This is a genomic window from Vibrio cincinnatiensis, from assembly GCF_022113815.1.
Classification (GTDB): Bacteria; Pseudomonadota; Gammaproteobacteria; order Enterobacterales; family Vibrionaceae; genus Vibrio; species Vibrio cincinnatiensis_A.
This window is the reverse complement of sequence record NZ_SGOM01000008.1, coordinates 76740-102624: the sequence shown is the minus strand read 5'-3', so window position 1 is coordinate 102624 and position 25885 is coordinate 76740. Positions and strand designations below refer to the sequence as shown.

At 44.2% G+C, this 25885-nt stretch carries 25 protein-coding genes; 14 read left to right on the top strand and 11 right to left on the bottom strand.

Annotated features, from left to right (window positions below; all coding sequences use genetic code 11):
* Window positions 1–113 precede the first annotated feature (113 nt).
* The 3 genes from EXA13_RS11530 to EXA13_RS11520 all read right to left on the bottom strand — a co-directional run bounded on the left by EXA13_RS11530 (window position 114) and on the right by EXA13_RS11520 (window position 3948).
* Window positions 114–1964 (bottom strand): sensor domain-containing diguanylate cyclase, encoded by a 1851-nt coding sequence (locus EXA13_RS11530; protein WP_238133312.1) that lies wholly within the window; start codon window positions 1962–1964, stop codon window positions 114–116.
* A gap of 206 nt (window positions 1965–2170) precedes the next feature.
* A complete protein-coding gene (locus EXA13_RS11525; protein ID WP_238116073.1) occupies window positions 2171–2869 on the bottom strand; it encodes an oxidative stress defense protein in 699 nt (232 codons plus the stop codon).
* A 182-nt stretch (window positions 2870–3051) separates the two neighbouring features.
* Complete coding sequence (locus EXA13_RS11520) at window positions 3052–3948, bottom strand: LysR family transcriptional regulator ArgP (protein ID WP_238116074.1); 897 nt, start codon at window positions 3946–3948, stop codon at window positions 3052–3054.
* 115 nt (window positions 3949–4063) lie between these two features.
* On the opposite strand from EXA13_RS11520, the gene EXA13_RS11515 reads away from it, so the two are divergent.
* Window positions 4064–4696 (top strand): LysE/ArgO family amino acid transporter, encoded by a 633-nt coding sequence (locus EXA13_RS11515; RefSeq protein ID WP_238133311.1) that lies wholly within the window; start codon window positions 4064–4066, stop codon window positions 4694–4696.
* 96 nt (window positions 4697–4792) lie between these two features.
* On the opposite strand, the gene mscS is transcribed toward EXA13_RS11515, so the two are convergent.
* The 5 genes from mscS to EXA13_RS11490 form a co-directional block, all read right to left on the bottom strand.
* Window positions 4793–5656 (bottom strand): small-conductance mechanosensitive channel MscS, encoded by an 864-nt coding sequence (mscS, locus tag EXA13_RS11510; protein WP_238133310.1) that lies wholly within the window; start codon window positions 5654–5656, stop codon window positions 4793–4795.
* A gap of 428 nt (window positions 5657–6084) precedes the next feature.
* Window positions 6085–7161: a class II fructose-bisphosphate aldolase gene (fbaA, locus tag EXA13_RS11505; RefSeq protein WP_238133309.1), complete on the bottom strand. Its 1077-nt coding sequence runs from the start codon at window positions 7159–7161 to the stop codon at window positions 6085–6087.
* A gap of 154 nt (window positions 7162–7315) precedes the next feature.
* Entirely contained in the window at window positions 7316–8479 is a 1164-nt protein-coding gene (locus EXA13_RS11500; RefSeq protein ID WP_238116078.1) for a phosphoglycerate kinase, read from the bottom strand.
* Window positions 8480–8632: 153 nt separating this feature from the next.
* Window positions 8633–9658 (bottom strand): erythrose-4-phosphate dehydrogenase, encoded by a 1026-nt coding sequence (epd, locus tag EXA13_RS11495; protein ID WP_238133308.1) that lies wholly within the window; start codon window positions 9656–9658, stop codon window positions 8633–8635.
* A gap of 146 nt (window positions 9659–9804) precedes the next feature.
* On the bottom strand, window positions 9805–11763 hold the full coding sequence (locus EXA13_RS11490) for a ligand-gated channel protein (protein ID WP_238133307.1): 1959 nt from the start codon (window positions 11761–11763) through the stop codon (window positions 9805–9807).
* A 145-nt stretch (window positions 11764–11908) separates the two neighbouring features.
* On the opposite strand from EXA13_RS11490, the gene EXA13_RS11485 reads away from it, so the two are divergent.
* On the top strand, window positions 11909–12820 hold the full coding sequence (locus tag EXA13_RS11485) for a LysR family transcriptional regulator (RefSeq protein ID WP_238133306.1): 912 nt from the start codon (window positions 11909–11911) through the stop codon (window positions 12818–12820).
* A 65-nt stretch (window positions 12821–12885) separates the two neighbouring features.
* Here EXA13_RS11485 and tkt read toward each other — a convergent pair whose 3' ends face one another.
* Complete coding sequence (tkt, locus tag EXA13_RS11480; protein WP_238133305.1) at window positions 12886–14883, bottom strand: transketolase; 1998 nt, start codon at window positions 14881–14883, stop codon at window positions 12886–12888.
* A 320-nt stretch (window positions 14884–15203) separates the two neighbouring features.
* Here tkt and metK point away from each other — a divergent pair, with 320 nt between their 5' ends.
* The 7 genes from metK to ruvX all read left to right on the top strand — a co-directional run bounded on the left by metK (window position 15204) and on the right by ruvX (window position 20742).
* On the top strand, window positions 15204–16358 hold the full coding sequence (gene metK, locus EXA13_RS11475) for a methionine adenosyltransferase (protein WP_238133304.1): 1155 nt from the start codon (window positions 15204–15206) through the stop codon (window positions 16356–16358).
* Window positions 16359–16421: 63 nt separating this feature from the next.
* Window positions 16422–16925 carry a SprT family zinc-dependent metalloprotease gene (locus tag EXA13_RS11470; protein WP_238133303.1) on the top strand — a complete coding sequence of 168 codons (504 nt, stop codon included), beginning with the start codon at window positions 16422–16424 and terminating at the stop codon, window positions 16923–16925.
* Window positions 16926–17004: 79 nt separating this feature from the next.
* Window positions 17005–17715 (top strand): endonuclease, encoded by a 711-nt coding sequence (locus EXA13_RS11465; RefSeq protein WP_238133302.1) that lies wholly within the window; start codon window positions 17005–17007, stop codon window positions 17713–17715.
* A 243-nt stretch (window positions 17716–17958) separates the two neighbouring features.
* Window positions 17959–18690, top strand: a complete 732-nt coding sequence (rsmE, locus tag EXA13_RS11460) for a 16S rRNA (uracil(1498)-N(3))-methyltransferase (RefSeq protein WP_238133301.1) — start codon at window positions 17959–17961, stop codon at window positions 18688–18690.
* A 12-nt stretch (window positions 18691–18702) separates the two neighbouring features.
* Entirely contained in the window at window positions 18703–19659 is a 957-nt protein-coding gene (gene gshB, locus EXA13_RS11455) for a glutathione synthase (RefSeq protein WP_238133300.1), read from the top strand.
* A 39-nt stretch (window positions 19660–19698) separates the two neighbouring features.
* Window positions 19699–20262: a YqgE/AlgH family protein gene (locus tag EXA13_RS11450; RefSeq protein ID WP_238133299.1), complete on the top strand. Its 564-nt coding sequence runs from the start codon at window positions 19699–19701 to the stop codon at window positions 20260–20262.
* Window positions 20263–20316: 54 nt separating this feature from the next.
* Window positions 20317–20742: a Holliday junction resolvase RuvX gene (gene ruvX, locus EXA13_RS11445; RefSeq protein WP_238133298.1), complete on the top strand. Its 426-nt coding sequence runs from the start codon at window positions 20317–20319 to the stop codon at window positions 20740–20742.
* Between the two features lie 42 nt (window positions 20743–20784).
* Here ruvX and EXA13_RS11440 read toward each other — a convergent pair whose 3' ends face one another.
* Entirely contained in the window at window positions 20785–21891 is a 1107-nt protein-coding gene (locus EXA13_RS11440) for a PilT/PilU family type 4a pilus ATPase (RefSeq protein ID WP_238133297.1), read from the bottom strand.
* A gap of 11 nt (window positions 21892–21902) precedes the next feature.
* Window positions 21903–22940: a type IV pilus twitching motility protein PilT gene (locus tag EXA13_RS11435; RefSeq protein ID WP_238133296.1), complete on the bottom strand. Its 1038-nt coding sequence runs from the start codon at window positions 22938–22940 to the stop codon at window positions 21903–21905.
* Window positions 22941–22966: 26 nt separating this feature from the next.
* Between EXA13_RS11435 and EXA13_RS11430 the strand changes: the two genes are divergently transcribed.
* Genes EXA13_RS11430 through EXA13_RS11410 form a run of 5 tightly spaced genes read left to right on the top strand, consistent with a single transcriptional unit; the run spans window position 22967 to window position 25883 of the window.
* On the top strand, window positions 22967–23674 hold the full coding sequence (locus tag EXA13_RS11430) for a YggS family pyridoxal phosphate-dependent enzyme (RefSeq protein WP_238133295.1): 708 nt from the start codon (window positions 22967–22969) through the stop codon (window positions 23672–23674).
* Window positions 23675–23695: 21 nt separating this feature from the next.
* A complete protein-coding gene (gene proC, locus EXA13_RS11425) occupies window positions 23696–24514 on the top strand; it encodes a pyrroline-5-carboxylate reductase (protein WP_238133294.1) in 819 nt (272 codons plus the stop codon).
* 51 nt (window positions 24515–24565) lie between these two features.
* Window positions 24566–25123 carry a YggT family protein gene (locus EXA13_RS11420; protein WP_238133293.1) on the top strand — a complete coding sequence of 186 codons (558 nt, stop codon included), beginning with the start codon at window positions 24566–24568 and terminating at the stop codon, window positions 25121–25123.
* A complete protein-coding gene (gene yggU / locus EXA13_RS11415; RefSeq protein ID WP_238133292.1) occupies window positions 25123–25410 on the top strand; it encodes a DUF167 family protein YggU in 288 nt (95 codons plus the stop codon). Before EXA13_RS11420 ends, yggU begins: the two co-directional genes overlap by 1 nt.
* Window positions 25411–25451: 41 nt before the next feature.
* Entirely contained in the window at window positions 25452–25883 is a 432-nt protein-coding gene (locus EXA13_RS11410) for a DUF4426 domain-containing protein (protein ID WP_238133291.1), read from the top strand.
* The last annotated feature ends 2 nt before the right edge of the window (window positions 25884–25885 follow it).

Genomic DNA, 25885 nt, shown 5'->3' with positions numbered 1-25885 from the left:
TCCACATTTCATGCTTAAGCGATGAAAAATGTGATCATCGCTATTCGATTCTTATTCAGTTTAGCTCAAAATTGTCACATTAGACTTTCGTTATAGTGAGAAACAGAGTAAAGCTATGCAATATCATCGGTGCTACGGCAAATGGCAACTTGATTACGCCCAGATGTTTTTGCTTCATACAGCGCGATATCTGCACACTTATAAGAGCGGGTAACATCTTCCGTTAAATCAGTGATCCCCGTGCTGATTGTGACAGGTAAACTTTCTTCTAACTCAATTGCTTTTCTCAGCCGTTCCAGCACTAAATAGGCTTCTTCAAGATGAGTATGCGGCATAATAACCGCAAATTCTTCCCCACCAATCCGAGCGATAAAGTCAGTACTTCTGAGCTGAATCAATAATTGGTGAGCGATGCCGCTAATAACTCGGTCACCTTGATCATGCCCTTGTTCATCGTTAACTCGCTTAAAGAAATCAATATCGAGCAAAGCCAAACAAGTATGGTGATGATCGGCATACCGTTCAATCAACTGGCTTTGAACACGCAGTTCTTGCTCAAATTTACGGCGATTCCATATATGAGTTAAGCCGTCTTTTTCACTCAGTTCCCGCAGTTTATTCTCTAATATTTTTCGCTCACTAATATCCACAATAGATGTAATGTAATAACTCACCTCTCCGCCTTCAAAAATAGCCTGAATACGGATAATGGTGGTCAACATCTGGCCTTGAGGAGTGGTGAACTCTACTTCTCCCTCCCATAAATGATGAGCAGAAACGGTTTCTAAAACATCCATAACAAACTGCATACCATGATGAGAAAGCAGTACTTTTAGTGCATTACGCCCCAAAGCCCAAGGCCGAGATAAACCGGTAATTTTTTCAAATTCATCATTGACCATTATTACTTGGTGTGATTTATCTGAAATCATCACTGCGGACATCCCACTTAACGCAGCTCGAGCGAGCTTACTTTCCATATTGCGTCGATGGTAATGCAAAATCATTGAAACCGTGGGCAATACAAAGATAAGTACCAATAAGAAAACAAAAATACCTTCTTTTACAAGGTCATTTAAATCACGAGCCGCTCGTTGAGCTAGCTGTTCGGGCGTTAAGTTGATCACTAAATAAAGGGCATACTGATCAGAAAGATCGACCCGATGAAAAGCGATAAGATGCCCATGATCCAGTCGATAGCCATTGTGTTCATTACGCATGGCTTGCCAAGTATCAGGAAACTGGCTCACCAATTCATCAGGAACCCTATCGGCCTTCATTAACGCATGATGAGCAAGCCGTTGACTAAGATAAATCCCTTTATCTGTCACGATGTTCGGTTGTAAATCATCTTCTAATGCGTAGTTAAGTCGATGCGACAAACGCCAAAGATCCACATCAACCACAATATAGCCGTAACGTTGACCAAAAATGGTAATGGGAGTCAACAGTTGCAATGAAGGGGTGTTGCCATTATCTCTTTCCATTCCCCAGATCCCGACATGCTCTTGACTGACTTGCTTAGCATAACGAAGTCGATCATGGTTAGGGGGAGTCAAACGCTCATCCGTCACCGTGGCTCTTTGATTCACGGACGAATAATCGACTTTTATTTTGACCACGCCATTGGGATCAAGAAAAAAGATTGAGTTATACCATTTTTGATTTTCAGCCACAGAAACAAAGATGGCTTCTAAACTGAGTTGATTAAATTCATTAGGGGAACGAGCGTAATAATGAGTGACTTGTCCATGACTCAACAGGTTCACAACCGAAAAAAGTTGATCTTGGATATTCGCGTACTCACGAACACTGTAGTTAAGTTGGTTAAGCGCTTGCTGAGCGGTATTCGAAACGTTTGCTTGGGTGAGCTGCTGATAACGCTGCGCATAGTAGACAATGATGGCTGAGGTGATCAGTACCGTGGTGATGAGAAGAAAAATAACAATTCTAGAAAATCTCATAACCCTGTTCAAACATAAATAGCCACATTAAAGCGAGCATTATAACAGCATTTGTTTTTTACTGAATATAAAACTGCCAGTTCATCACGCTAAATTATTTGAAATAAAACTATCTTTCTCTTCTATAAAAAAGAAGGTCCTTAACAAGGACCTTCTTTTTAGCGGGAGCGAGCTTATGCCGTTAGGCGACAAACTTACCGCCACGGTTAAGGGGCTAATTTGTAGATAACATCGACTCGATCTCGAATGACCAACGTAGAGTCTTGATACGTATCATTCACTAACGCTTTTTCACTCATATTTGCACTACGCATTAACACGGGTTGAGGCGTCATTGAGTTATATTCAATCCGCCATACACTACCAAGCTTAGCTTTAAAACCCGAGGCTAGAGATTCCGCTTTTTTCTTTGCGTCCGTGATGGCGGCCATTCTTGCTTGTGCTTGGTATTTTTCTTGTTCACTGACTTTCAACTGTACGTTATCAACTTGATTAATACCTTGTGCCAAGGCTAAATCTAAGTATTGATTAAGCTGGCTCACCTTCGCCACTTCTACAGTGATACTGCGTTGAGCGCGGTAGCCAACCAACTCTGGCTGACCCGATTTAGGGTAATGGTATTGCGGTGTTAAATAGAGGTTAGAGCTAGAAATATCTTGAGCCTCAACCCCTGATTGCTTCAATTGTGAGGTAAATTCAGCCACAACGTTATCAACTGTCGCTTTGGCTTGCTCAGCATTCATATTCGTTTCAACGACTTTGACTGAGAATTGGGCACGATCTGGTACTGCCGTCACCTCTCCATAGCCAGAGGTTGCAATATGGGGGAAATTAAACTGTTGAGCCTGAGCGCTTACAGCGGTAAAGCTACACAAAGCAATAGCAAACTGAGGGAACCATTTCATATAACTCACCTTATTTAGATAAATGATGTTCTTCCAGCCTAGTCTGACTCTCACTCTCTGTCACTTTGGCTAGGCAGATTTTGATATTGCCTGATCCTAGCGAGGGGGATGTAAATTCTCTGTGAGTTATCTGCAAGTTGACACAACTTTACACTCACTTTCTCGCTATTCATAAACCGACATTACTGAGGTAAAACCGATCGAGCATAGCGAACAATGTCAGTCGATAGCCGTTTCAGCACACCTGTTTCTAAAGGCCAATGATGCCAATACATGTTATTGGTTACCGCCAGCCCCGGAGTGACATTCATCAACGCCCCTGAAAGTAATTCTTCGGCAATTTGGATACGAGGGATTAAACAGTACGCTAAACCTGATTTAGCAAGTGCAACAAACGCTTCCGAGCTTCCAACTTTATGGTTAATCATGGGGTCAAGTTGACAAGAAAAGTGTTCTTTTAAGAATCGAGTATGCTGATCATCTTGGATATCAAAAGAAACAGAAGGTGCCTTGATCAACGTATTAGCGTTCACACCTTGCTGAAAATAACGCTCAACAAAGGCAGGGCTGGCAACGCATAGGTACTCCATCTTACCTAAAAATTCACTATCACACCCAGCCAATGGTTTATCCGCAAGACTGATGGCACCAAGAACTTCACCATTTTTCATTTTCTCAATTGAGCGAGACTCATCCAAAATGGCGAAATGAAACGCCACATGTTCTTTTTCCATCAATGGCTGTAGAGCGGGAAGTAGCCAAGTCGCTAAACTATCAGCATTGGTCGCAATCGATAGGGTTACGGGGCGAACCGCAGGATCATTTCGAAGTTCAGGCATCGCTTCTTGCTCAAGCAACTGAACTCGGCGATACAGCCCTAATATCTTTTTCCCGATGGGAGTTGGTTTCGGAGGAATGCTACGAACCAGTACAGGTTGAGCAAGAAAACGCTCCAATTGTTTAATACGCTGAGAAACCGCTGATTGCGAAATACACAATGTTTGAGCTGCTCGCTCAAAGCTTCCTTGGTGAAGAACAATATCTAATGCCGCAACCCACCGGTAATCAAGCCCCCGCATCCTTCCCTCTCTATAATTAGTAAAACTAATGAGATATTAAAATCATTAATTACACTTATCAAATAAATCTCGTTATCTTCTTTTGCATTAACGCATGGGGAATTGGAGAAATAGTGTGAGTTTATGGGTTGTATTACAGGGATTTAGTTTAGGGGCAACGATGATTATCCCGATAGGAGCACAAAATGCCTACGTGTTAAACCAAGGTATGAGGCGGAATCATCACCTGACAACAGCAACAGTCTGTAGCTTATTGGATATGTTATTTATCTCTCTTGGGATTTTTGGTGGGGGCGCTTTTATCTCACAAAATGACACATTACTCCTATTGGTGACACTCGGTGGAATTGCTTTTCTCTCTTTCTATGGCTACTTATCGCTCAAAAGTGCGTGGCAACTGAATACACCGTCTCAGCCATCAGAACAAGGTATGCTCAATCGATCTCGGCGAGCGGTAATATTAGGGGCTTTAGCCGTCACGGTGCTCAATCCTCATCTGTATTTAGATACGGTCGTCATACTGGGTTCAATCGGTGGACAATTTGCGGGTAATGAACGTTTTGCTTTTGCGTTAGGGACAATTCTGGCCTCTTTTGTATGGTTTTATACCCTTTCATTGGGGGCAGCAAAGCTTTCTCCCATTTTAACGCGCCCTAAAGTAAAACAAACCATTGATGTCGTGATTGCGATCATGATGTTTATCATCGCTGCTTTATTGGTGAAAGGCCTTTACCAAATGTTTTATTAACGCCATTGCGTCATAACTCGGATGTGTAGGGGGATATAAACCTAAAAAAATAACGAAGGCGAGCCTTCGTTATTTTTTCTGTCATGCTGACTGGAATCAGTTCAATTTGTTTAAATGAACATCCATTTGAGGGAATGGAATTTCGATGCCATTCTCGTCCAGTCCTTCTTTAATTTTGTGCAGCAATTCCCAATAAACTGGCCAATAATCGGTGCTTTTCACCCAAGGGCGTACCACAAAATTAATCGAAGAATCCGCTAATTGATGCACCTCTACCGTCACACCTGGCTCTTTAAGTACACGAGTATCACGTTCAACAACTTCACGAAGCACTTGCTTCGTTTTATTAAGATCGGCTTTATAAGAAACCCCAATCAGTAAATCTATACGGCGAGTATCATGACGCGAATAGTTGATAATGGCACCACCAATCACCGCAGAGTTAGGTAATACCACCATTTTGTTATCAGGTGTTTTTAAGATGGTTTGGAAAACTTGGATTGAGTCAACAGACCCAGCCGTTCCAGCCATTTCAACATAATCACCCGATTTAAATGGACGGAAAGCCACAATCAACACACCAGCCGCAAAATTAGATAAAGAGCCTTGCAACGCCAAACCAACCGCTAAACCAGCCGCACCGATAATCGCAACCACTGAAGCTGTTTGTACGCCAACGCGACCAAGCGCTGCAATCAGAACCACAATAAATAATGTGTAACGTACTAAGGCATGAATAAAATCGATAACCGCTTTATCCATCTCTTTTTTCTTAAGTACTTTACTCACACTTCCAGCAATCATTTTGACGACGATATTACCAATAAAGAGGATAAGAATCGCAGAAATGATATTTACCCCATACTGGAACAATAGTTCAGAATTATTGACTAACCAAGCATTGACCTGATTTAAACCTGCCGCGACTGGTGCTTCCACACCCATCGATTCACTAGCCATATTGCGTATCCTCTACAATCATCATTAAATATTGATACTTAAGTCATCTTACCCCTTAAATGACCAACCACCCGAAAGGATAATTTCCTCTTAGTGCTGATATTCACAGGGGTACTTTCAGCAGGCTCAAGCACCTAACCGACTGACCAATCAGTATATTTCAAAATATTACTTTTGACGTCACCTTTTTGGCAATTTATCGCAAGCAACCCTTTTTACAAAGTCAGTTTTTAGTAAAAAGGAGGGAACTTGGCAAGAAACTTTATCAGCGTATGCAATTATGGCTGAGTCTGCCAGTACTTGTGATAAAAAATCTTATTTGATAAGAATGACATGTGCATGAAAGCTATAATATTTAACTTAAGAACATAAAAAACCCGCTCTATAAAGAGCGGGTTACAGTAGCTAACAGAGCAAAACGTCGATGATTATAGAACGTCGATTGCGTTAAGATCTGCAAATGCTTTTTCTAGACGAGCGACCATCGATGTTTGTCCGGCACGTAGCCATACACGTGGATCGTAGTATTTTTTGTTTGGTGCAGATTCGCCAGTTGGGTTACCGATTTGACCTTGTAGGTAATCGTGGTTTTCTGCTTCGTATTTACGAATGCCATCCCAAGTTGCCCACTGAGTATCAGTATCGATGTTCATTTTGATAACACCGTAGCTGATTGACTCTTTGATTTCAGCTTCAGAAGAACCTGAACCACCGTGGAATACGAAGTTTAGAGAGTTTGCTGGAAGGCCAAATTTCTCAGAAACATACGCTTGAGAATCACGCAGAATAGTTGGAGTAAGTACAACGTTACCCGCTTGGTAAACACCGTGTACGTTACCGAAAGAAGCCGCGATAGTGAAACGGTGGCTAACGGCATTGAGTTTTTCATAAGCGTAAGCAACGTCTTCAGGAGAAGTGTATAGCTCAGAAGAATCCATATCTGAGTTATCAACGCCATCTTCTTCGCCACCAGTACAACCTAGTTCGATTTCGATAGTCATACCCATTTTCGCCATGCGCTCTAGGTATTTCGCACAAGTTTCAACGTTCTCTTCTAGCGTTTCTTCAGAAAGATCTAGCATATGAGAAGAGAAAAGAGGTTTACCTGTTTCAGCGAAGAATTTTTCGCCAGCGTCAAGTAGTCCGTCGATCCAAGGTAGTAGTTTCTTCGCCGCGTGGTCAGTGTGTAGAATCACTGGCACACCATAAGTTTCAGCAACTGCGTGTACATATTTTGCACCGGCAACAGCACCAAGAATTTGTGCACCTTGACCTTCTAGTTTAACGCCTTTACCTGCGAAGAAAGCCGCACCACCGTTAGAGAACTGAACGATAACTGGAGCTTTAACTTTCGCAGCCGCTTCTAATACGGCGTTAACAGAATCTGTGTTAACACAGTTAACTGCAGGAAGAGCGAAGTTGTTATCTTTAGCTACTTGAAAGACTTTTTGTACGTCATCACCAGAGATAACACCAGGTTTTACGAAATCGAAGATCTTAGACATGGATTTGATCCTATTTTCTGTCGTTTTAAAAATAAAAACGGTAAGTTTAAATTCTTGCAAACGTTTGCTCACAACTGGCGTCATTCTAACAGATAAAAACCGGCTGTGCAGCAAACAACAAAGCGGGAGATTGCTCCCGCTTGTTATTCAATGGTTATGCTTTCGCGCGAGCTTCAAGCATTTCTACTGCTGGTAATACTTTACCTTCAACAAACTCAAGGAAGGCACCGCCACCTGTTGAGATGTAAGAGACATCGGCTTTAATACCAAACTTATCGATTGCCGCCAGTGTATCACCACCACCTGCAACAGAGAAACCTTCAGAAGCTGCAATCGCTTCAGAAATACCGCGAGTACCTGCTTCGAAGTTTTTGAATTCAAATACGCCAACAGGACCATTCCATAGAATGGTTTTTGCGTTTTTAAGAATTTCAGCCAGTTGTGCTGTTGAATCAGGGCCAAGGTCGAAGATCATATCGTCGTCTTGAACTTCAGAAACGTGTTTGATTTCTGCTTCTGCGTTTTCGTCGAATGCTTTGGCACAAGCTACGTCAGTAGCGACAGGAATTGCACACTCTTCCATCAGTTTTTTAGCCGTTTCAACTAAGTCTGCTTCATAAAGTGATTTACCCACATTATGGCCAGCAGCAGCGATAAAGGTGTTGGCGATACCACCACCCACCACAAGTTGGTCAGCAATTTTAGATAATGACTCAAGTACAGTCAGTTTTGTTGATACTTTAGAACCACCAACGATAGCAACCATTGGGCGAGCTGGTTTATCCATCGCTTTGCCTAGTGCTTCAAGTTCGTTAGCCAAAAGAGGGCCAGCACAAGCGATAGGAGCAAACATACCCACACCGTGAGTTGAAGCTTGTGCACGGTGAGCCGTACCAAATGCATCCATCACAAATACGTCGCACAGCGCTGCGTATTTCTTAGACAATTCTTCTTCGTTTTTCTTCTCGCCTTTGTTAAAGCGAACGTTTTCTAGAACCACCAATTCACCAGCATTGAGCTCGATACCATCAAGGTAATCTTTAGCTAATTTCACGTCGCAATCAAGAGCGTCGTTTAGGTAGTTAACAACTGGCTGTAGAGAGAACTCTTCTGCGTATTCACCTTCAGTTGGGCGGCCTAGGTGAGAAGTCACCATTACTTTTGCGCCCGCTGCTAAACAGTGCTTGATGGTTGGTAGTGATGCAAGGATACGAGCATCAGAGGTCACTTTACCCTCTTTTACTGGCACGTTTAGATCAGCACGGATAAATACACGTTTACCTGCTAAATCCAGGTCAGTCATCTTGATTACAGACATGGTTTGTCCTCTCAAATATTTAAAGAAATTGAAGTTTTTCATCAACTCGGCGATCCTGCCGAGCCTGTAAATTCTCAAGCTGCTTACTGATATGGGGGAGAGATTTATTTATTTCAATGCGGAAAATAAAAATATCCCTGAACATTTAAGCCGTTATTTTGCGGCCTGCATCGCCAACGCGGTATCCAACATACGGTTAGCAAATCCCCATTCGTTATCGCACCAGACAAGCATTTTAACTAGTTGCCCATTGCTTACTCGCGTTTGGCTGCCATCCACAATCGCACTGTGAGGATCATGGTTGAAATCGATGGAAACCAGCGGTGCTTCAGTATAGTCAACAATGCCGTCTAATGTACACCGAGATGCGTGAATAATGGTTTGATTTACGTCATTAACTTTCACATTTGTATTCAATGTGACGCTTAAATCCATCGCGGTCACATTCACGGTCGGAACCCTGACGGAAATAGCCTCAAATTTGTTAGAAAATTTCGGAAATATTCTTTCAATCCCTTTATGCAACTTAGTATCAACAGGAATAATGGACTGACTGGCAGCTCGAGTTCGACGAAGATCGCTATGATAAGCATCAATGACTTGTTGATCGTTCATTGAAGAGTGAATGGTGGTAATCGTTCCTGAATCAATGCCAAAGGCATCATCCAAAACTTTGATAATTGGAACAATACAGTTCGTGGTACAAGAGCCATTCGAAACTATCCGCTGTTTTGCTGTTAGAGTTTCGTGATTGACTCCATAAATAATGGTGTTATCGAGATCGGCGGCGCCGGGGTGAGAGAAAAGTACTTTTTTAGCACCCGCTTCTCGATGTTGTAATCCATCGGCTTTCGAGCCAAACACTCCTGTACAATCAAGGACAATATCAACGTTAAGATCTCGCCAAGGAAGCAATGGGATCTCTTGTAAATGCAAAATCCGAATTCGGTCAACTTCCCCGTTTTCATGGTGAATATGGATGTGTTCTTGGTCGTGAGAAACTTTTTTAGCAAATCGTCCATGAGTGCTGTCATACTGCAGCAAATGGGCCATCGCTTCTGGCTTCGCCAGTTCATTGACCGCGACCACTTTTATCTGCTGATTTTTACCACTTTCGTAGACGGCCCGTAATACATTACGGCCAATCCGCCCAAATCCATTGATCGCCACTTTTAACATGAGAGAAGGTCCTATTCGTTCATGGCTTGATGTTAACGATTAATACTCAACGATTCATCCAATATTCTCATCTTTCTTCATTTTAGCTCATGGGAAAAGAAAACCCTTGCACTCACACAAGGGTTTTTCACCATCAGCAGGTTGTTTTAGAAAGCCACATCCAGCCCTAGCCAATAACGGCGACCATCTTCCACATAGCCGTATTCTTCGTAACCAATATCTTTATCAAACAGGTTATAAACCGCGGCTTTAACGGTGGCAGTTGGTGTGAGTGAATAGCTAACCCCCATGTCAACGAAGGTGTAATCAGGAGCAATCAGATCACTATTTGAAGCTCCCCCTTCCGGCTTCATTTCCTTGCCACGATAGGTCACTTTAGCCCAGCTATTGAGTAATTCAGTCGCTTGCCATGAGAGATCTGCGCTCACTAAATGCTTCGGCAATTGTAGTAATGGGTTGCCTTTAAACTCGCCCGATTTCTGTTCTGAATGCGTGTAGGTATAGCTGGCTTTAAAGTCGATGTTCTGTGTCACAGGCAATTCTAATGTCGCTTCAGAGCCGTAAGTTTCAGCTTTATCCACATTCACTCGGTAAGTGGGAGCATTTCCCCAATCATTGTCTCCATCCGTACAGACGTCTTTAGGGCAAGCAACCCGGGTAATTTTATCTTTAAAGTCATTATGAAATACCGTCAATGAAGCATGTACACCAGACGGGGAAAAATACAGTAAGCTCAGCTCTTTGTTGACGGATTTCTCTGGCTCAAGGTCTGGGTTGCCGTAGATGTTACCACCACGACTCACCTGCCCCCAGTTAGCTGTAATTTCTCGTAACTGCGGCGCTCTAAAACCAGTGGAAACGCCCCCTTTAAAGGTCCAGCTCGGGTCAATGTTCCACACTCCATAGGCACGAGGGCTAAAGTGCGAACCATAGTGTTGGTCATAGTCAAATCGACCACCAAACGTTAAAGAGAAGCTTTCGAGTAACGCCCATTCATCTTCAATAAATGCCGCCCATTGAGAATTAGAAATCTCGGTACGATCCGAAATCGAATTAGAGGTAAAATCTTCCAGTTTTGCATGGCTACCTTCTAAACCCAGGGTCGCGGTATGGCTATCGATAGGAACCACCAAGCTAGTTTTAAACACGGTGTTCTCAATCGTCATCTCACGGCTTTTATTTTTATTTTCTTCGTACTGAAGGTAAGTATCTGAATAGCCAACTTTGCCCCAATCACCTTGATGACCCAGGGCAAAATGGGTTCGGCGATATTCATTTTCGTTATCGGTACACGCCCCTCGACATCCTGTTGTCTGAGCGGATTTTCCCACATGGTTAGTACGATCTTGGGCTGAAACTCCCGCTTCAAGTTGAACTGTATGCAACTCATTCAACTGATAATTTAATTTTGACGTTAAATTTCGCAGTGATTTATCACCATAGCCATACTCAATATTATCTTCATCACGCTGGGTCGTTTGCCCATAAATCTGTAATGAGAGAGCCTCAGTTAAAGGGCCAGTAACAAAAAAGTTCGCACTCTGCTCATCCCCTGATTGGCGATCCTCTTGAATCACAGTACTGAGCTGGACATTACCAGACCAGCTTTTTTGCTCTTTTCGGGTAATGATGTTGATCACCCCACCAATGGCATCGGAGCCATACAAGGTGGACATTGGTCCACGGATCACTTCGATACGTTCTATCGATTGCAATGGTGGCAACCACCCTTGTTCAATACCTGGACCATCACTATTCGGTCGAGTTTGCCGAGAAGATTGACGGCGACCATCGACAAGGATCAACGTATAATTAGAACCCATACCACGGATGCTGATATCCGTTTTATCACCTCCTCCTGTCACCACGACACCAGGAACACTACGCAAAGCATCGGTGACATCTCGGTAATAACGAGATTCCAACGCCTCACGAGAGATCACACTAATACTCGCAGGGGCATCTTGGACACTCTGTTCAAATCCAGCGGCCGTCACGACAAGGGTTTCATCCGCTTTAACAACTTGTTGAGCATTAACTTGAGCACAGACCAACATCCCTAAAGACACCGCAATAGAGACTTGAGTCAGATTAGGTCTAGACATTTACCACTCCATAAATGATAATTATTATTAATTACAAAGAGGAATTATTCACATTTTCGCTTTATAGAAAAGGGGCAGATATGGAATAGTTCAGACCAGTTTTGGAACAACACTTGAGTTTTCATTAAATTAAGGTACATCCATCATGCAGGATCTCAGTGCAATACGCGCGTTTTATGCACTCTGCCAATACAAAAGCCTTACCGCAGCCGCCAAAGCATTAGCTCAACCCAAATCAACTTTAAGCCGCCGAATTTCGCAATTAGAAACCGATTTAGAACAAACCTTAGTGACACGTCAGGGAAATAAGCTTTCACTCACCAAGGCTGGCGAGATATTTTCAGCTTACGCAGAACAACTGTTAACCGTTGCGGAAAAAGGTCAAGAAGCCATTCATGAGCTCAATAATCAGGTTAGTGGTGAGCTCACGTTAGTGGTTCATCCCTGTTTGATCAGAGGGTGGATGAGTAAAATTTTAGATACGTTTATGCAAGAGCATCAGCATATAAAAATCAAGCTTCATAGCCAATTTCAGCTAGGTGAGTACTTATTGGATCCCGATTTAATTGTTTGGGTCGGGCCGATTTCACCTGCGGGTTATCATCGAGAGCTGTTAGGGCAATGGAGCCACACGGTCTATGCTTCTCCGGATTATCTTCAAACCCATAAGCCATTACAGCACCCGCAAGAGTTGGTTGATCATCCATGGATTGACTTTATTACTTTTCGTCAAGAAGCCTTTGAATTACATCATAACGAGCAAGGAACCTACACCTTACCTGTAATGGAAAGCCGTCTACAAAGTGATAACCTCGCCATGCAGGCCGATGCGATAGCAAAAGGTCGTGGTATCGGACTACTTCCTACCTGGATAGCCAATGGATTTGAACGATCGCACCCCAAAAGTTTAGTTGCCTGTCTACATGGTTGGACATCCTCCCCCGTTGAGGTGCAAGGTTTTTATCCGATAGGTCGTCATCCATTAAGGCTCAGGCTACTTATTGATGCTATGCGAAAAGCAATTCCCGCAGAATGGCAGCAAAATGAAACCGAATAGAAAATAAAAAGCCTTAGTGCATGAACACTAAGGCTTGACCTGTCAGTAAGGTAATCAGGGTGAGATTAAGCCAGTAATTCGTTAGCTGTCTTCACCACATTTTCAGTAGTAAAGCCAAACAACTTAAAGAGCTCACCAGCAGGCGCAGATTCGCCAAACGTTGTCATACCAATGATCTTGCCGCCAAAACCGACATATTTGTACCAGAAGTCAGCAATACCTGCTTCAATCGCAATACGCTTGGTAACATCCGCGGGCAGTACCGCTTCACGGTAAGCAGCTTCTTGTTTATCAAACGTATCGGTCGATGGCATAGAAACCACTCGCACTTGTCTGCCTTCCGCCGTCAATTTCTCTGCCGCATCAACCGCAAGTTCTACCTCTGATCCCGTTGCAATCAGAATGAGTTCTGGCTTACTTGCACAATCTTTTAAGATGTAGCCCCCCTTCGCAATATCTGCGACTTGAGCTTCACTGCGAGGCTGCTGAGCCAAATTTTGACGAGAGAAAATCAAAGCGGATGGTGCATCTTTACGCTCAATCGCCAATTTCCAAGCGACGGCTGATTCAACTTGGTCACAAGGACGCCATGTACTCATATTCGGGGTTAAGCGTAAAGAAGCCATCTGCTCAACGGGTTGGTGCGTTGGGCCATCTTCCCCTAAACCAATAGAGTCATGCGTATAAACTTGAATGTTTTGTACCTTCATTAATGCTGCCATACGCATTGCGTTACGAGCGTATTCCATAAACATTAAGAAAGTTGCACCGTAAGGAACAAAACCACCGTGTAAAGCGATACCATTAATTATTGCGGTCATCGCAAACTCACGAACGCCATAATGAATATAGTTGCCATTAAAATCATCTGCCGTCAGTGATTTAGACCCTGACCACATGGTAAGGTTTGATGGCGCCAAATCCGCCGAACCGCCCATAAATTCTGGCAACAACTTACCAAACGCTTCGAGTGCATTTTGTGAAGCTTTCCGTGACGCGATATTGGCAGGGTTTGCTTGTAGATCGGCAATAATCGCGTTCGTAGCTTCTTGCCAATTGGCTGGCAACTCACCATTGACTCGGCGTTTTAACTCCGCCGCTTCACTTGGATATTCAAGCGCATAAGCAGCAAATTGCTCATTCCATGCAGCTTCTTTTGTTTGGCCGGCTTCTTTCGCATCCCACTGAGTATAAATGTCTGCTGGAATCTCAAACGGAGCGTATTCCCAACCAAGGAATTCACGCGCTGCTTGAATTTCATCATGGCCAAGAGGAGCACCGTGACAATCGTGAGAACCCGCTTTATTGGGTGAACCAAAACCAATAATAGTTTTGGTACAAATTAAGGTTGGGCGAGAGGTTTCTGCTTTCGCAGCAACAATCGCAGCATTAATCGCTTCGGCATCATGGCCATCTACCGCCGGAATCACATGCCAGCCATACGCTTCAAAACGCTTAGGGGTATCATCAGAGAACCAACCTTCCACATGACCATCGATAGAAATACCGTTGTCATCCCAGAACGCAATCAGTTTACCTAAACCAAGAGTACCAGCCAGTGAGCACGCTTCGTGTGAAATCCCTTCCATCAAACAACCATCACCCATAAACACATAAGTGAAATGGTCAACAATATCGTGGCCTGGTTTATTAAATTGAGCCGCTAAAGCTTTTTCCGCAATCGCCATTCCAACCGCATTAGTAATACCTTGGCCTAAGGGACCTGTCGTGGTTTCAACCCCCGGAGCATAGCCGTATTCAGGGTGGCCTGGTGTTTTAGAATGCAGTTGACGAAAGTTTTTCAGATCATCGATAGAAAGATCATAACCACTCAAATGCAGCAAAGAGTACATCAGCATAGAACCGTGGCCATTAGAGAGCACAAAGCGATCACGGTCAGCCCACTTAGGGTTTTGTGGGTTATGGTTTAAGTGGCTACGCCACAGCACTTCGGCGATATCCGCCATCCCCATAGGGGCACCCGGGTGGCCAGAGTTAGCTTGTTGAACACCATCCATACTTAACGCACGGATTGCGTTAGCCAGTTGTTTGCGCGAAGACATGTCAGCTCCTAAAAAAGCAATAAGCGAAATGAGTAAAAATTGTGGTCGATATTGTCGCAAAGCCCCTTAACCTCTGCAAACCTTTTGCTGGTGATTTGTTCTATTTTTGCAAGGTGTTACCACATATTTCGGCATAAAGATAAAAACGCCACAAATTTAAGCAAACGTTTGGCTATAAGATAAACGAAAAAAGAGCTTGTAATTTGAGCATTGAAAACTAGAATAGACGTCTAGATGTAGAAACGCCTACATATTGAACAGTTTTGTTGACCTGTTATTCCGTTAACGGGTCACTCTTGATTACAAAGATTGGAGCTATCATGGCTAAACACTTGTTTACTTCTGAATCCGTATCAGAAGGTCATCCAGATAAAATTGCCGACCAAATCTCTGATGCGGTGCTTGATGCCATTTTAGAACAAGATCCGAAAGCACGTGTTGCTTGTGAAACTTACGTCAAAACCGGTATGGTCATGGTCGGCGGTGAAATCACCACTTCTGCGTGGGTTGATATTGAAGAGTTAACTCGTGAAACCGTTCGTGAAATTGGTTATGTTCACTCGGATATGGGCTTTGATGCCAATTCATGCGCTGTACTGAATACCATTGGTAAGCAGTCACCAGATATCAACCAAGGCGTTGATAAAGCGGATCCTAAAGAGCAAGGCGCTGGTGACCAAGGTATTATGTTTGGTTACGCATGTAATGAAACCGAAGTGTTAATGCCAGCCCCCATTACTTATGCCCATCGCTTAATGCAGCGTCAAGCTGACGTTCGTAAAAATGGCACTCTGCCATGGTTGCGCCCTGATGCAAAGTCTCAGGTCACATTCCAATATGATCAAGGTAAGATCGTGGGGATTGATGCTGTCGTTCTTTCTACCCAGCATTGTGATTCTATCTCAACCGCAGATCTACGCGAAGGCGTGATGGAAGAAATCATTAAGCCTGTATTACCCGCAGAATGGTTAAACAAAGATACCAAATATTTTATCAACCCAACAGGTCGCTTTGTCATTGGTGGACCAATGGGCGATTGTGGCTTAACGGGCCGTAAAATTATTGTTGATACCTATGGTGGTGCAGCCCGTCACGGTGGTGGTGCATTCTCCGGTAAAGATCCATCAAAAGTTGACCGTAGTGCCGCTTACGCTGCTCGTTATGTGGCGAAAAATATTGTTGCTGCAGGCATGGCTGACCGCTGTGAAATTCAACTTTCCTACGCGATTGGGGTGGCCGATCCGACCTCGATCATGGTGGAAACTTTTGGCACTGAAAAAGTCTCACACGATATTATTATCGAAGCGGTACGCCAATTCTTCGATCTTCGTCCTTACGGGTTACAAGAGATGCTGAACTTACTGCAACCGATTTATAAGAAAACCGCTGCTTATGGCCACTTTGGTCGTGAAGAGTTCCCATGGGAAGCGACCGATAAAGCCGCACAATTACGTGATTTTGCCGGTATTAAGTAAACGTATTCTTACGGGTATAATAAAACCTCAGCTCAGGCTGAGGTTTTTTATTGGGAGTTTCACTTGCTTGACTTTGAATTACACTACCGTGCTCAACAGCAAATCCAACGCTGCATAAAACTGGCCAGTCACTACTTTGCTTACCCTTTCGCTCAGCCGAAACTGAATTTTAAACTGCGTGGAAAAACCGCAGGAAAGGCGTATCTCCAGCAGTGGGAAGTTCGCTTAAATCCGATCTTATTTGTTGAAAATACACAGGCGTTTCTCACCGAAGTCATCCCCCATGAAATTGCCCATCTGATTACTTATCATCATTATGGCCGCGTTCGTCCTCATGGGGCTGAATGGCAACAGGTGATGTTACAGGTATTTCAATGCTCCCCTCGCACCACTCACTCATTCAATATTGATTCAGTACAAGGTAAAACGTTCGAATATCGATGCCCATGTCAAACCTATCCACTCTCTATTCGTCGCCATAACAAGGTATTGCGTCAACAAGCAACCTATCGTTGCCGCCGCTGTCAGCACCCTCTCACCTTTACTGGCAAACAACTGACTCCTTAACCCACTCATCCGCAATGGATAGGCAGGTCATTTTTTGAGTGTTAGACTGAGAAAAATCATACTAAAATCAGTCTAAATTATGTTTTATTCTCGTTTGTTATCCACTATAGGCTTACTACTATTCAGTTGCAGTGCCTTCGCCTCAGCTCCAACCTCTTTTGCTCAAGCCAAAAAAACGGCAGTGAAAATTTATCAGCACCATCCGGTCAGTTTTTATTGTGGGTGCGACATTACTTGGCAAGGGCAAAAAGGCATCCCCGATCTTGAGAGCTGTGGTTACCAAGTACGTAAACAAGTGGTACGAGCCAATCGTATTGAGTGGGAACATGTCGTTCCCGCTTGGCAATTTGGTCATCAGTTACAATGTTGGCAAGAAGGTGGTCGAAAAAATTGTACACGCAATGACGAGCAATTCCGCAAAATGGAAGCCGACCTCCATAACCTGACTCCAGCGATTGGTGAAGTCAATGGTGATCGTTCTAACTTTAATTTTAGCCAGTGGAATGGTATTGATGGCGTCACCTACGGGCAATGTGAAATGCAAGTAAATTTTGCTCAGCGCAAAGCCATGCCTCCTGCGCGGGCGCGCGGGGCAATTGCTCGAACCTATTTATATATGAGCCAGCAGTACAGTTTTCGTTTATCGAAACAACAAGCTCAATTGATGCAGGTCTGGGATAACCAATATCCCGTAGATGAATGGGAGTGTGAACGAGATAGGCGGATCAGCGACATTCAAGGACACCATAATCCTTTCGTGTACAACCAGTGTTCAACTCACCAACCTTGATGTTTATCGAATCATACAATAAACCGCAGAGTGCATCACCGCTCTGCGTCTTTGCTGTCTGTAAAATCGTTGCAGTTGTCGCTAGGTGAGCTATCATCCCTGTACTCAAACGTGCTGAGCTTTACCCCTTGTTTTTTATCGTCTCAGCATCCATGTTATATACCCGAATCGCTTGAAGTCATTACACACCCAGTCCTGTTTTAAACAATGCTTGGGTATATCATCAATCATTAGGAACCCGGCATGCGCATTCCCCGAATCTATCATCCATCCTTGATCACCCAGTTAGGCACACTCGCCCTCAGTGATGATGCCGCCAACCACATTGGCCGTGTTCTGCGTATGCAACCCGGTCAAGAAGTACGATTGTTTGATGGCTCTGATGCCGAATTCCCAGCCATTATCCAAGAGGTAGGGAAAAAACAGCTGCTGGTGGACGTGACTGAACGCCTTGAGCACAGCATTGAATCCCCCCTTAACTTACACTTAGGACAAGTTATTTCTCGGGGCGATAAGATGGAATTTACCATCCAAAAATCGGTCGAGCTGGGTGTAAACACCATCACACCTCTGTTATCTGAGCGCTGTGGCGTAAAGCTTGACGAAAAACGCTTTGAGAAAAAACTGCAACAATGGCAAAAAATCGCCATTGCTGCCTGTGAACAATGCGGCCGAAATCGTGTTCCCGTTATTCGCCCCATCATGGAATTGGAAACATGGTGCGCAGAGCCAAGCGATGCCCTAAAACTGAATTTACATCCAAGAGCACAATATTCGATCAACACCCTGCCTGCACCCGTCAATAAAGTTCGTTTGTTAATTGGTCCAGAAGGAGGCTTATCTGCCCAAGAAATTGCCATGACCGAACAATACCAATTTGCAGAAACGCTACTTGGACCTCGAGTGCTACGAACAGAAACCGCAGCACTAACCGCAATTACCGCCCTACAAGTTCGCTTCGGCGATCTTGGCTAAAGGAGATCTCCAATGATTAAACTCGGTATCGTCATGGACCCTATTTCGTCCATTAATATCAAAAAAGATTCCAGCTTTGCCATGCTGCTAGAAGCCCAGCGCCGTGGTTATGAAATCCACTATATGGAAATGGCGGATTTACACTTAGATCAAGGTGTCGCGATGGCCGACACCAAAATCGTTGAAGTCAAACAAGATCCTAACGGCTGGTATGAGTTTAAATCTCAACAAACGCTAGCCTTGGCAGAACTTGATGCGATTTTAATGCGTAAAGATCCACCTTTTGATACAGAATATATTTACGCGACCTATATTCTTGAGCGCGCAGAAGACGAAGGCGCACTGATTGTTAATAAGCCGCAAAGCCTACGTGATTGTAACGAGAAACTCTTTACCGCTTGGTTCCCTGAGTTAACGCCAACAACGATAGTGACTCGCAAAGCAGAAAAGATTAAAGCCTTTCGCCAGCAGCATGGGGATGTGATATTAAAACCATTAGATGGCATGGGTGGCTCCTCTATCTTTCGGGTAAAAGAAGGGGATCCAAACGTTTCTGTAATCATCGAAACCCTGACTAATCATGGCCAAAACTACTGCATGGCACAAACGTTTGTACCAGACATCAGTAATGGAGATAAACGAATTTTAGTGGTCGATGGTGAGCCGATGCCTTACTGCTTAGCTCGAATTCCCGCTCAAGGGGAAACTCGGGGTAACTTAGCCGCCGGAGGAACAGGTGAAGCCCGTCCACTGAGTGAAACAGATAAAGCCATCGCTTTAGCGGTCGCTCCCATCTTGAAAGAAAAAGGGCTGATCTTTGTCGGGCTCGACGTTATTGGTGATAAACTGACCGAAATTAACGTCACAAGCCCAACGTGTATCCGTGAAATTGAAGCTGCATTTGATATTTCGATTACCGGAAAATTGATGGATGCGATCGAACGTCGTATTAAAGCTTTATCCATGTAGGAGCCGATGGCTCCTGAACGCTAAAGGATTGAAGATTAGATGAATCTAACTAATCATTTTCTCGTTGCAATGCCAAGCATGCAGGATCCTTACTTCAAACGCAGCGTGATCTATCTCTGCGAACATAATGAAGAAGGCGCGATGGGGCTGATGATCAATGCACCTATCGATATTACTGTCAGTGGTATGTTAAAGCAGGTTGAAATTGAGTCAGCTTACCCACAATCACGGGATCAAAGTCTGAAAAAACCAGTCTTTAATGGGGGGCCTATCTCAGAAGATCGAGGGTTTGTCCTGCATAAACCCAAAGATCATTATGAATCCACCATTCAAATGACGGATGAGATTTCCGTAACGACCTCCAAAGATATCCTCACCGTATTAGGAACAGAGGCCGAGCCCAGTGGCTATATTGTCGCTCTTGGTTATGCTGGCTGGTCACCCGGTCAGCTGGAGAAGGAGTTGACCGAAAACTCATGGTTGACCATAGAAGCCGATGCCGACTTGATTTTTGATACCCCTGTGCATGAAAAATGGCATAAAGCCATAAAGAAATTGGGCATAGACCCAATTCAATTAGCCCCTCAATCCGGACATGCCTAACCTTTTATCGCCTTTAATTTCAATTAAAGGCGTTATTGTTATGAGAATTTAATTATGTCACGTACCATCATGGCCTTTGACTATGGAACCCAAAGTATTGGTAGCGCCATTGGTCAAGAAATTACCGGAACCGCCTCTCCGCTCAAAGCGTTTAAAGCCAACGATGGCATTCCCAATTGGGATGAAATTGAAAAACAGATCAAAGAGTGGCAACCCAATTTATTAGTGGTTGGGCTTCCCACCGATTTACAAGGGAACGCACTCGAAACCATTACCCCTCGAGCAAAGAAATTTGCCAATCGCCTACATGGGCGCTTTGGTTTGCCCGTTGAACTGCATGATGAACGGTTATCCACCAAAGAAGCACGATCTGAACTCTTTTCTCAGGGAGGGTACAAAGCATTAAGTAAAGGGAATATTGACTGTCAATCCGCCGTTGTGATCCTAGAAAGCTGGTTTGAGAGACAGTGGTCAGCGTAAAAAACATCCATCCCCAACCAACGTCGGGGATGGAAAACAAGTTTAATCCATATCGATTTTGATATTGTCTAAGGCACCCGAGGTGTAGCTCTCGCCACGTTGAGTTTTCAGCATTAGCCTTAAGTCATTCGCAGAATCTGCACTGTGTAGCGCATCTTGCTCACTGATTTTATCGTCGATCACTAAACGATAAAGCGCTTGGTCAAAAGTCTGCATTCCCGTTTCTGTTGATTTCGCCATGGTGGGCTTCAATTCATGCAGCTCGCCACGGCGGATAATATCCGCCACCCTTGGGCTATTAAGTAATACTTCAAATACCCCGTGTCGGCCATTACCTTGCTTATCTCGAATCAGTTGCTGACCAATAACCCCTTTTAGGTTCATCGATAAATCAAATAAGAATTGCTCTTTCTGCTCTTTCGGTACCAGATGTAAAATCCGCTCTAACGCTTGGTTCGCATTGTTAGCATGCAAGGTCGCCATGCAGAGATGCCCGGTTTCAGCAAATGTCATCGCGTATTCCATGGTTTCTCGACTGCGTATTTCACCAATAAGAATCATGTCTGGGGCTTGGCGAAGTGAATTTTTCAGTGCCACTTCGTAACTTTGAGTATCAAGCCCGACTTCTCGCTGAGTAACGATACAACCTTGATGAGGGTGAACAAATTCAATGGGATCTTCCACCGTCAGAATATGGCCACTACTTTGTGTATTGCGATACCCCGTCATCGCAGCCATCGTCGTCGATTTCCCAGATCCCGTCGCTCCGACAACCAAGACAAGCCCCCGCTTAGCAAGCGCAAGATCTTTTAACACCTCTGGTAATTGAAGCTCATCAAAGGTCGGAATATGGGTTTCAATACGTCGGATAACTGCACCAGGCAATTCTCGTTGATAAAAAGCACTGACCCGAAACCGACCATCTTCACGCACAATAGCAAAGTTCGCTTCACGACTCTGGCTAAACTCATTTTGCTTATCAACGTCCATCATTCGGGTCAACAAGGCTTTCACTTGCGATTCCGTTAATGGCTCCCCTTCAGCTTGCAGTTGACCATTAACCCGATACAAAATAGGCGCAGCGACCGTGATATATAAATCCGACGCTTTATGAGTCAGCATGCCCTGTAATATTTGATCCAGTTGCATTATTTCCTCTCTTAAAAGGTCGACATTTCTACTTCGATCTTCTTCTGCACTTCTTGAGGCTCAACCACCCCTTGAGCCATTAATTGCTTCGCATGCTGTTCCATCGTTTGCATCCCATGCATCGCACCAGTTTGAATAATGGAGTACATTTGCGCCACTTTGTCTTCGCGGATCAAGTTACGGATAGCGGGTGTCGCTAACATGATTTCATGACAGGCAACCCGCCCGCCACCTAACCGTTTTAATAACTTCTGAGCAATCACCGCCCGCATCGATTCAGATAACATAGAGCGCACCATATCTTTATCGCTGCCGGGAAAAACATCAATAATCCGGTCAATCGTTTTTGCCGCTGAGCTGGTGTGCAGCGTACCAAAAACCAAGTGCCCAGTTTCTGCTGCAGTTAATGCCAAGCTGATAGTCTCTTGGTCACGCAATTCCCCCACTAAAATCACATCGGGGTCTTCGCGCAACGCACTACGTAACGCATTTTTAAAACTGTGTGTATCCCGATGCACTTCTCTCTGGTTCACCAAACATTTATTGTTGCTATGTACAAATTCGATCGGGTCTTCAATCGTCAAAATGTGCTTATTATGATGAGCATTGATATAATCGACCATAGCAGCCAGCGTGGTCGATTTACCCGAGCCTGTCGGCCCGGTAACAAGTACTAACCCTTTTTCATAATTGGCAATTTTTCTAAAGATCTCAGGAGCATCCAGTTGATCAAGGGTAGGAATTGCCGTAGGAATGGTTCGAAATACCGCAGAGCAGCCACGAGCTTGGTGAAAAGCATTCACACGGAAGCGACCAACATTAGGAAGTTCAAAAGAAAAATCCACTTCCAACCGTTCTTCGTATTCACTACGCTGGGCATCATTCATGATTTCAAAAATTAATCGATGCACATCAGAGTGGCTAAAAGCAGGTACACCAAGCTTTCTCACTTCACCATCGATACGAATCATGGGCGGAACACCCGCAGAAAGATGTAGATCTGAAGCATTATGCTTTACACTAAAATCTAGTAACTCTGAGATATCCATTTATTTTCCTTAAGTAAAGTCGGGCTATGAGTAGTATTCAACAAAATCTTCAACAGATCACCTCACAGATCGAGAACGCACAACAAAAGTGTGGGCGCTCTCCAAGCTCTGTGCAACTTTTAGCAGTCAGCAAAACCAAACCCGTCGAGGCAATTCTCGAAGCGGCCAATGCTGGGCAAGTCGCATTTGGTGAAAACTATGTGCAAGAAGGGGTCAATAAGATCCAGTATTTTGCCGAACATCACCCTGAACTCAAACTGGAGTGGCACTTTATTGGCCCACTACAGTCGAATAAAACACGGCTCATTGCTGAGCATTTCGATTGGATGCACACCATAGATAGGGCCAAAATTGCCCAAAGGTTAAGTGAGCAGCGTCCAGCTGATAAGCCACCACTGCAAGTTTTAATTCAGGTTAACACCAGTGGTGAAACATCGAAATCAGGGATTTCTGAAAGTGAACTTCTCCCGCTGGCGGAGTTGATTTCTGGCCTTCCTAACCTCACGTTAAGAGGATTGATGTCGATACCGGAGAATGTCGGCGATTATTCTGCTCAACTCGCCGCCTTTCAGCGTTTAGCGCAATTAAAAACACAACTGGCCAAAACCTATCCGCATCTTGACACATTATCGATGGGAATGAGCGGAGATATGGACGCCGCAATCGCCGCAGGCAGTACGATTGTTCGTATCGGGACCGCCATTTTTGGTCAACGTGATTACCGCACAGAATAAATATTAGGATACAGATTAACCATGGAACAGAGAACCATCGCTTTTATCGGAGCTGGCAATATGGCACACGCGATTATCGCCGGCTTAATCGCCAGCGGTTATCATCCACAGCGCATCATTGCCAGCGCACCTTCGCAAGAACATTTGATATCACTGAAAGAAAAATATGCCGTACAGACTACCAGTGATAATCTTGCTGCCGCCAAACAAGCAGATGTCGTGGTATTAGCGGTCAAACCTCAGTTGATGGCAGAAGTATGCCAACCGCTCCAAGCTATCGACTTTTCAAACAAGTTAGTGATCTCCATTGCTGCAGGAGTCTCGGTGGCGCGGCTAAACCAACTATTGGCTTGCCAGCCCGCCTTAGTACGGGTGATGCCAAATACGCCTTCTCTGGTTAATCGAGGGATGGCAGGCTTATTTGCTGCCGACGGAACGCAAGAGCAAGATAAAACCTTTACGAGTCAATTAATGTCGGCGGTCGGTAAAACCTGCTGGGTAGAAACAGAAGCCGACATCAATCATGTTATTGCTGCAGCAGGTAGTGCGCCCGCTTACTTTTTCCTTTTTATGGAAGCAATGCAATCTGAAGCAATGGCACAAGGGTTTGATAAAGAAACGGCTCGCCTTCTCGTTCAACAATCAGCACTCGGTGCTGCAGAAATGGTGCAGGCAAACCCAGAAATTGAACTCTCCACTTTACGTGAACAAGTGACCTCGAAAGGCGGAACCACCGCTGAAGCGATCCGTACTTTTAATGAACATCAATTGTCTGACATTGTTGCTAAAGCTATGCGTGCGGCTGTTGCTCGAGCACAAGAGATGGAAAAACTATTTTAAATGAATGACGGTTTCAGTACTCTACCCATAAATTTGTAGTAAGGGCATCTTATGAATGCAATGAGTTTTTTAATCTCCACCCTGTTTGATATTTATATCATGGTGGTTATTTTGCGAATTTGGTTACAGGCCGCTCGGGCTGACTTCTATAATCCATTTTCTCAATTTATTGTCAAAGCAACCCAACCGGTTGTTGCACCTCTGCGACGCATGATTCCGTCGATTGGCAGCATTGATCTCGCCACCATACTGTTCGCTTACGTGTTATGTGTGGTGAAATTTATCGTATTAATTCTGATTGCCTCAAATGGCGCAGTCAGCTTTAGTACTGACTTCTTATTCTTGGGCTTACTTTCACTCATCAAAGCGGCAGGCGGCTTACTCTTCTGGGTACTGCTGATTCGTGCCATCCTAAGCTGGGTCAGCCAAGGTCGTAGCCCGATTGAATATGTATTCCATCAACTAACTGAACCCATGCTGGCCCCCATTCGTCGCATTATTCCTGTGATGGGCGGTTTTGACCTCAGCGTATTAGTGCTGTTTATTGTTTTACAATTTGCCAACTTTTTGATGGGCGATCTTATTGGGCCAATCTGGTATCAGCTATAATGAAAGCAGTTTGGTTGGATGGCTCAGATCTCTGCTTAAGGCTATATATTCAACCGAAAGCCAGCCGAGATGCACTGGTGGGGTTACATGGGGATGAGCTGAAAGTAGCCATTACCGCTCCACCGGTCGATGGCAAAGCTAACGCTCATTTAACTAAATACTTAGCCAAACAGTGCAAAGTAGCCAAAGGAGCGATAACCATAGAGAAAGGAGAGCTGGGACGCCATAAACAAGTGCGCATCCAAGCACCCTCTATTATTCCAGTAGAGATCCAAGCCTTACTCTAGTCCCCACACCTTGTGGGGTATTTTTTATTAGGAGAGATCCCATGCGTCAATGGTTATATGCCCTGTTGCTCACTTGCATTGCCCTACCTAGTAGCGCAGAACAATCGATCACGATTAAAGATATTGAGGTTCACTACTCAGCCTTTAATTCTACATTCTTAACCCCGCAGGTAGCGCGTAGCTATCAATTAACCCGCAACGGTTATTCTGCTGTTTTAAATATCAGTGTGTTAGATACCGCATCGTTAGGCAAGCCAGCGCTAGAAGCACGCATTTCAGGTCAGGTTCGTAATCTCATCGGTCAAACTCGCTCACTTCAGTTTCGAGAAATCAAGGAAGAGCAAGCGATTTACTATCTTGCTGAATTTCCTATTAGCAACGAGGAAAATCTTACCTTTGATATTGCAGTAGAAGCCGGAAACAAAGGCACCGGAAAACTACGTTTTACGCAAAAATTTTACGTGCAGCCGTAACC

What these genes read in the sequence shown, in the direction of transcription:
- EXA13_RS11485 (WP_238133306.1), top strand. Translation starts at nt 11,909, where the DNA reads ATGCAGGATCTCAGTGCAATACGCGCGTTTTATGCACTCTGCCAATAC.
- EXA13_RS11420 (WP_238133293.1), top strand. Translation starts at nt 24,566, where the DNA reads ATGAATGCAATGAGTTTTTTAATCTCCACCCTGTTTGATATTTATATC.
- proC (WP_238133294.1), top strand. Translation starts at nt 23,696, where the DNA reads ATGGAACAGAGAACCATCGCTTTTATCGGAGCTGGCAATATGGCACAC.
- EXA13_RS11490 (WP_238133307.1), bottom strand. Translation starts at nt 11,763, where the DNA reads ATGTCTAGACCTAATCTGACTCAAGTCTCTATTGCGGTGTCTTTAGGG.
- gshB (WP_238133300.1), top strand. Translation starts at nt 18,703, where the DNA reads ATGATTAAACTCGGTATCGTCATGGACCCTATTTCGTCCATTAATATC.
- EXA13_RS11430 (WP_238133295.1), top strand. Translation starts at nt 22,967, where the DNA reads ATGAGTAGTATTCAACAAAATCTTCAACAGATCACCTCACAGATCGAG.
- rsmE (WP_238133301.1), top strand. Translation starts at nt 17,959, where the DNA reads ATGCGCATTCCCCGAATCTATCATCCATCCTTGATCACCCAGTTAGGC.
- metK (WP_238133304.1), top strand. Translation starts at nt 15,204, where the DNA reads ATGGCTAAACACTTGTTTACTTCTGAATCCGTATCAGAAGGTCATCCA.
- EXA13_RS11525 (WP_238116073.1), bottom strand. Translation starts at nt 2,869, where the DNA reads ATGAAATGGTTCCCTCAGTTTGCTATTGCTTTGTGTAGCTTTACCGCT.
- EXA13_RS11520 (WP_238116074.1), bottom strand. Translation starts at nt 3,948, where the DNA reads ATGCGGGGGCTTGATTACCGGTGGGTTGCGGCATTAGATATTGTTCTT.
- EXA13_RS11410 (WP_238133291.1), top strand. Translation starts at nt 25,452, where the DNA reads ATGCGTCAATGGTTATATGCCCTGTTGCTCACTTGCATTGCCCTACCT.
- epd (WP_238133308.1), bottom strand. Translation starts at nt 9,658, where the DNA reads ATGTTAAAAGTGGCGATCAATGGATTTGGGCGGATTGGCCGTAATGTA.
- yggU (WP_238133292.1), top strand. Translation starts at nt 25,123, where the DNA reads ATGAAAGCAGTTTGGTTGGATGGCTCAGATCTCTGCTTAAGGCTATAT.
- mscS (WP_238133310.1), bottom strand. Translation starts at nt 5,656, where the DNA reads ATGGCTAGTGAATCGATGGGTGTGGAAGCACCAGTCGCGGCAGGTTTA.
- tkt (WP_238133305.1), bottom strand. Translation starts at nt 14,883, where the DNA reads ATGTCTTCGCGCAAACAACTGGCTAACGCAATCCGTGCGTTAAGTATG.
- EXA13_RS11435 (WP_238133296.1), bottom strand. Translation starts at nt 22,940, where the DNA reads ATGGATATCTCAGAGTTACTAGATTTTAGTGTAAAGCATAATGCTTCA.
- EXA13_RS11450 (WP_238133299.1), top strand. Translation starts at nt 19,699, where the DNA reads ATGAATCTAACTAATCATTTTCTCGTTGCAATGCCAAGCATGCAGGAT.
- EXA13_RS11500 (WP_238116078.1), bottom strand. Translation starts at nt 8,479, where the DNA reads ATGTCTGTAATCAAGATGACTGACCTGGATTTAGCAGGTAAACGTGTA.
- ruvX (WP_238133298.1), top strand. Translation starts at nt 20,317, where the DNA reads ATGTCACGTACCATCATGGCCTTTGACTATGGAACCCAAAGTATTGGT.
- EXA13_RS11530 (WP_238133312.1), bottom strand. Translation starts at nt 1,964, where the DNA reads ATGAGATTTTCTAGAATTGTTATTTTTCTTCTCATCACCACGGTACTG.
- fbaA (WP_238133309.1), bottom strand. Translation starts at nt 7,161, where the DNA reads ATGTCTAAGATCTTCGATTTCGTAAAACCTGGTGTTATCTCTGGTGAT.
- EXA13_RS11440 (WP_238133297.1), bottom strand. Translation starts at nt 21,891, where the DNA reads ATGCAACTGGATCAAATATTACAGGGCATGCTGACTCATAAAGCGTCG.
- EXA13_RS11465 (WP_238133302.1), top strand. Translation starts at nt 17,005, where the DNA reads ATGTTTTATTCTCGTTTGTTATCCACTATAGGCTTACTACTATTCAGT.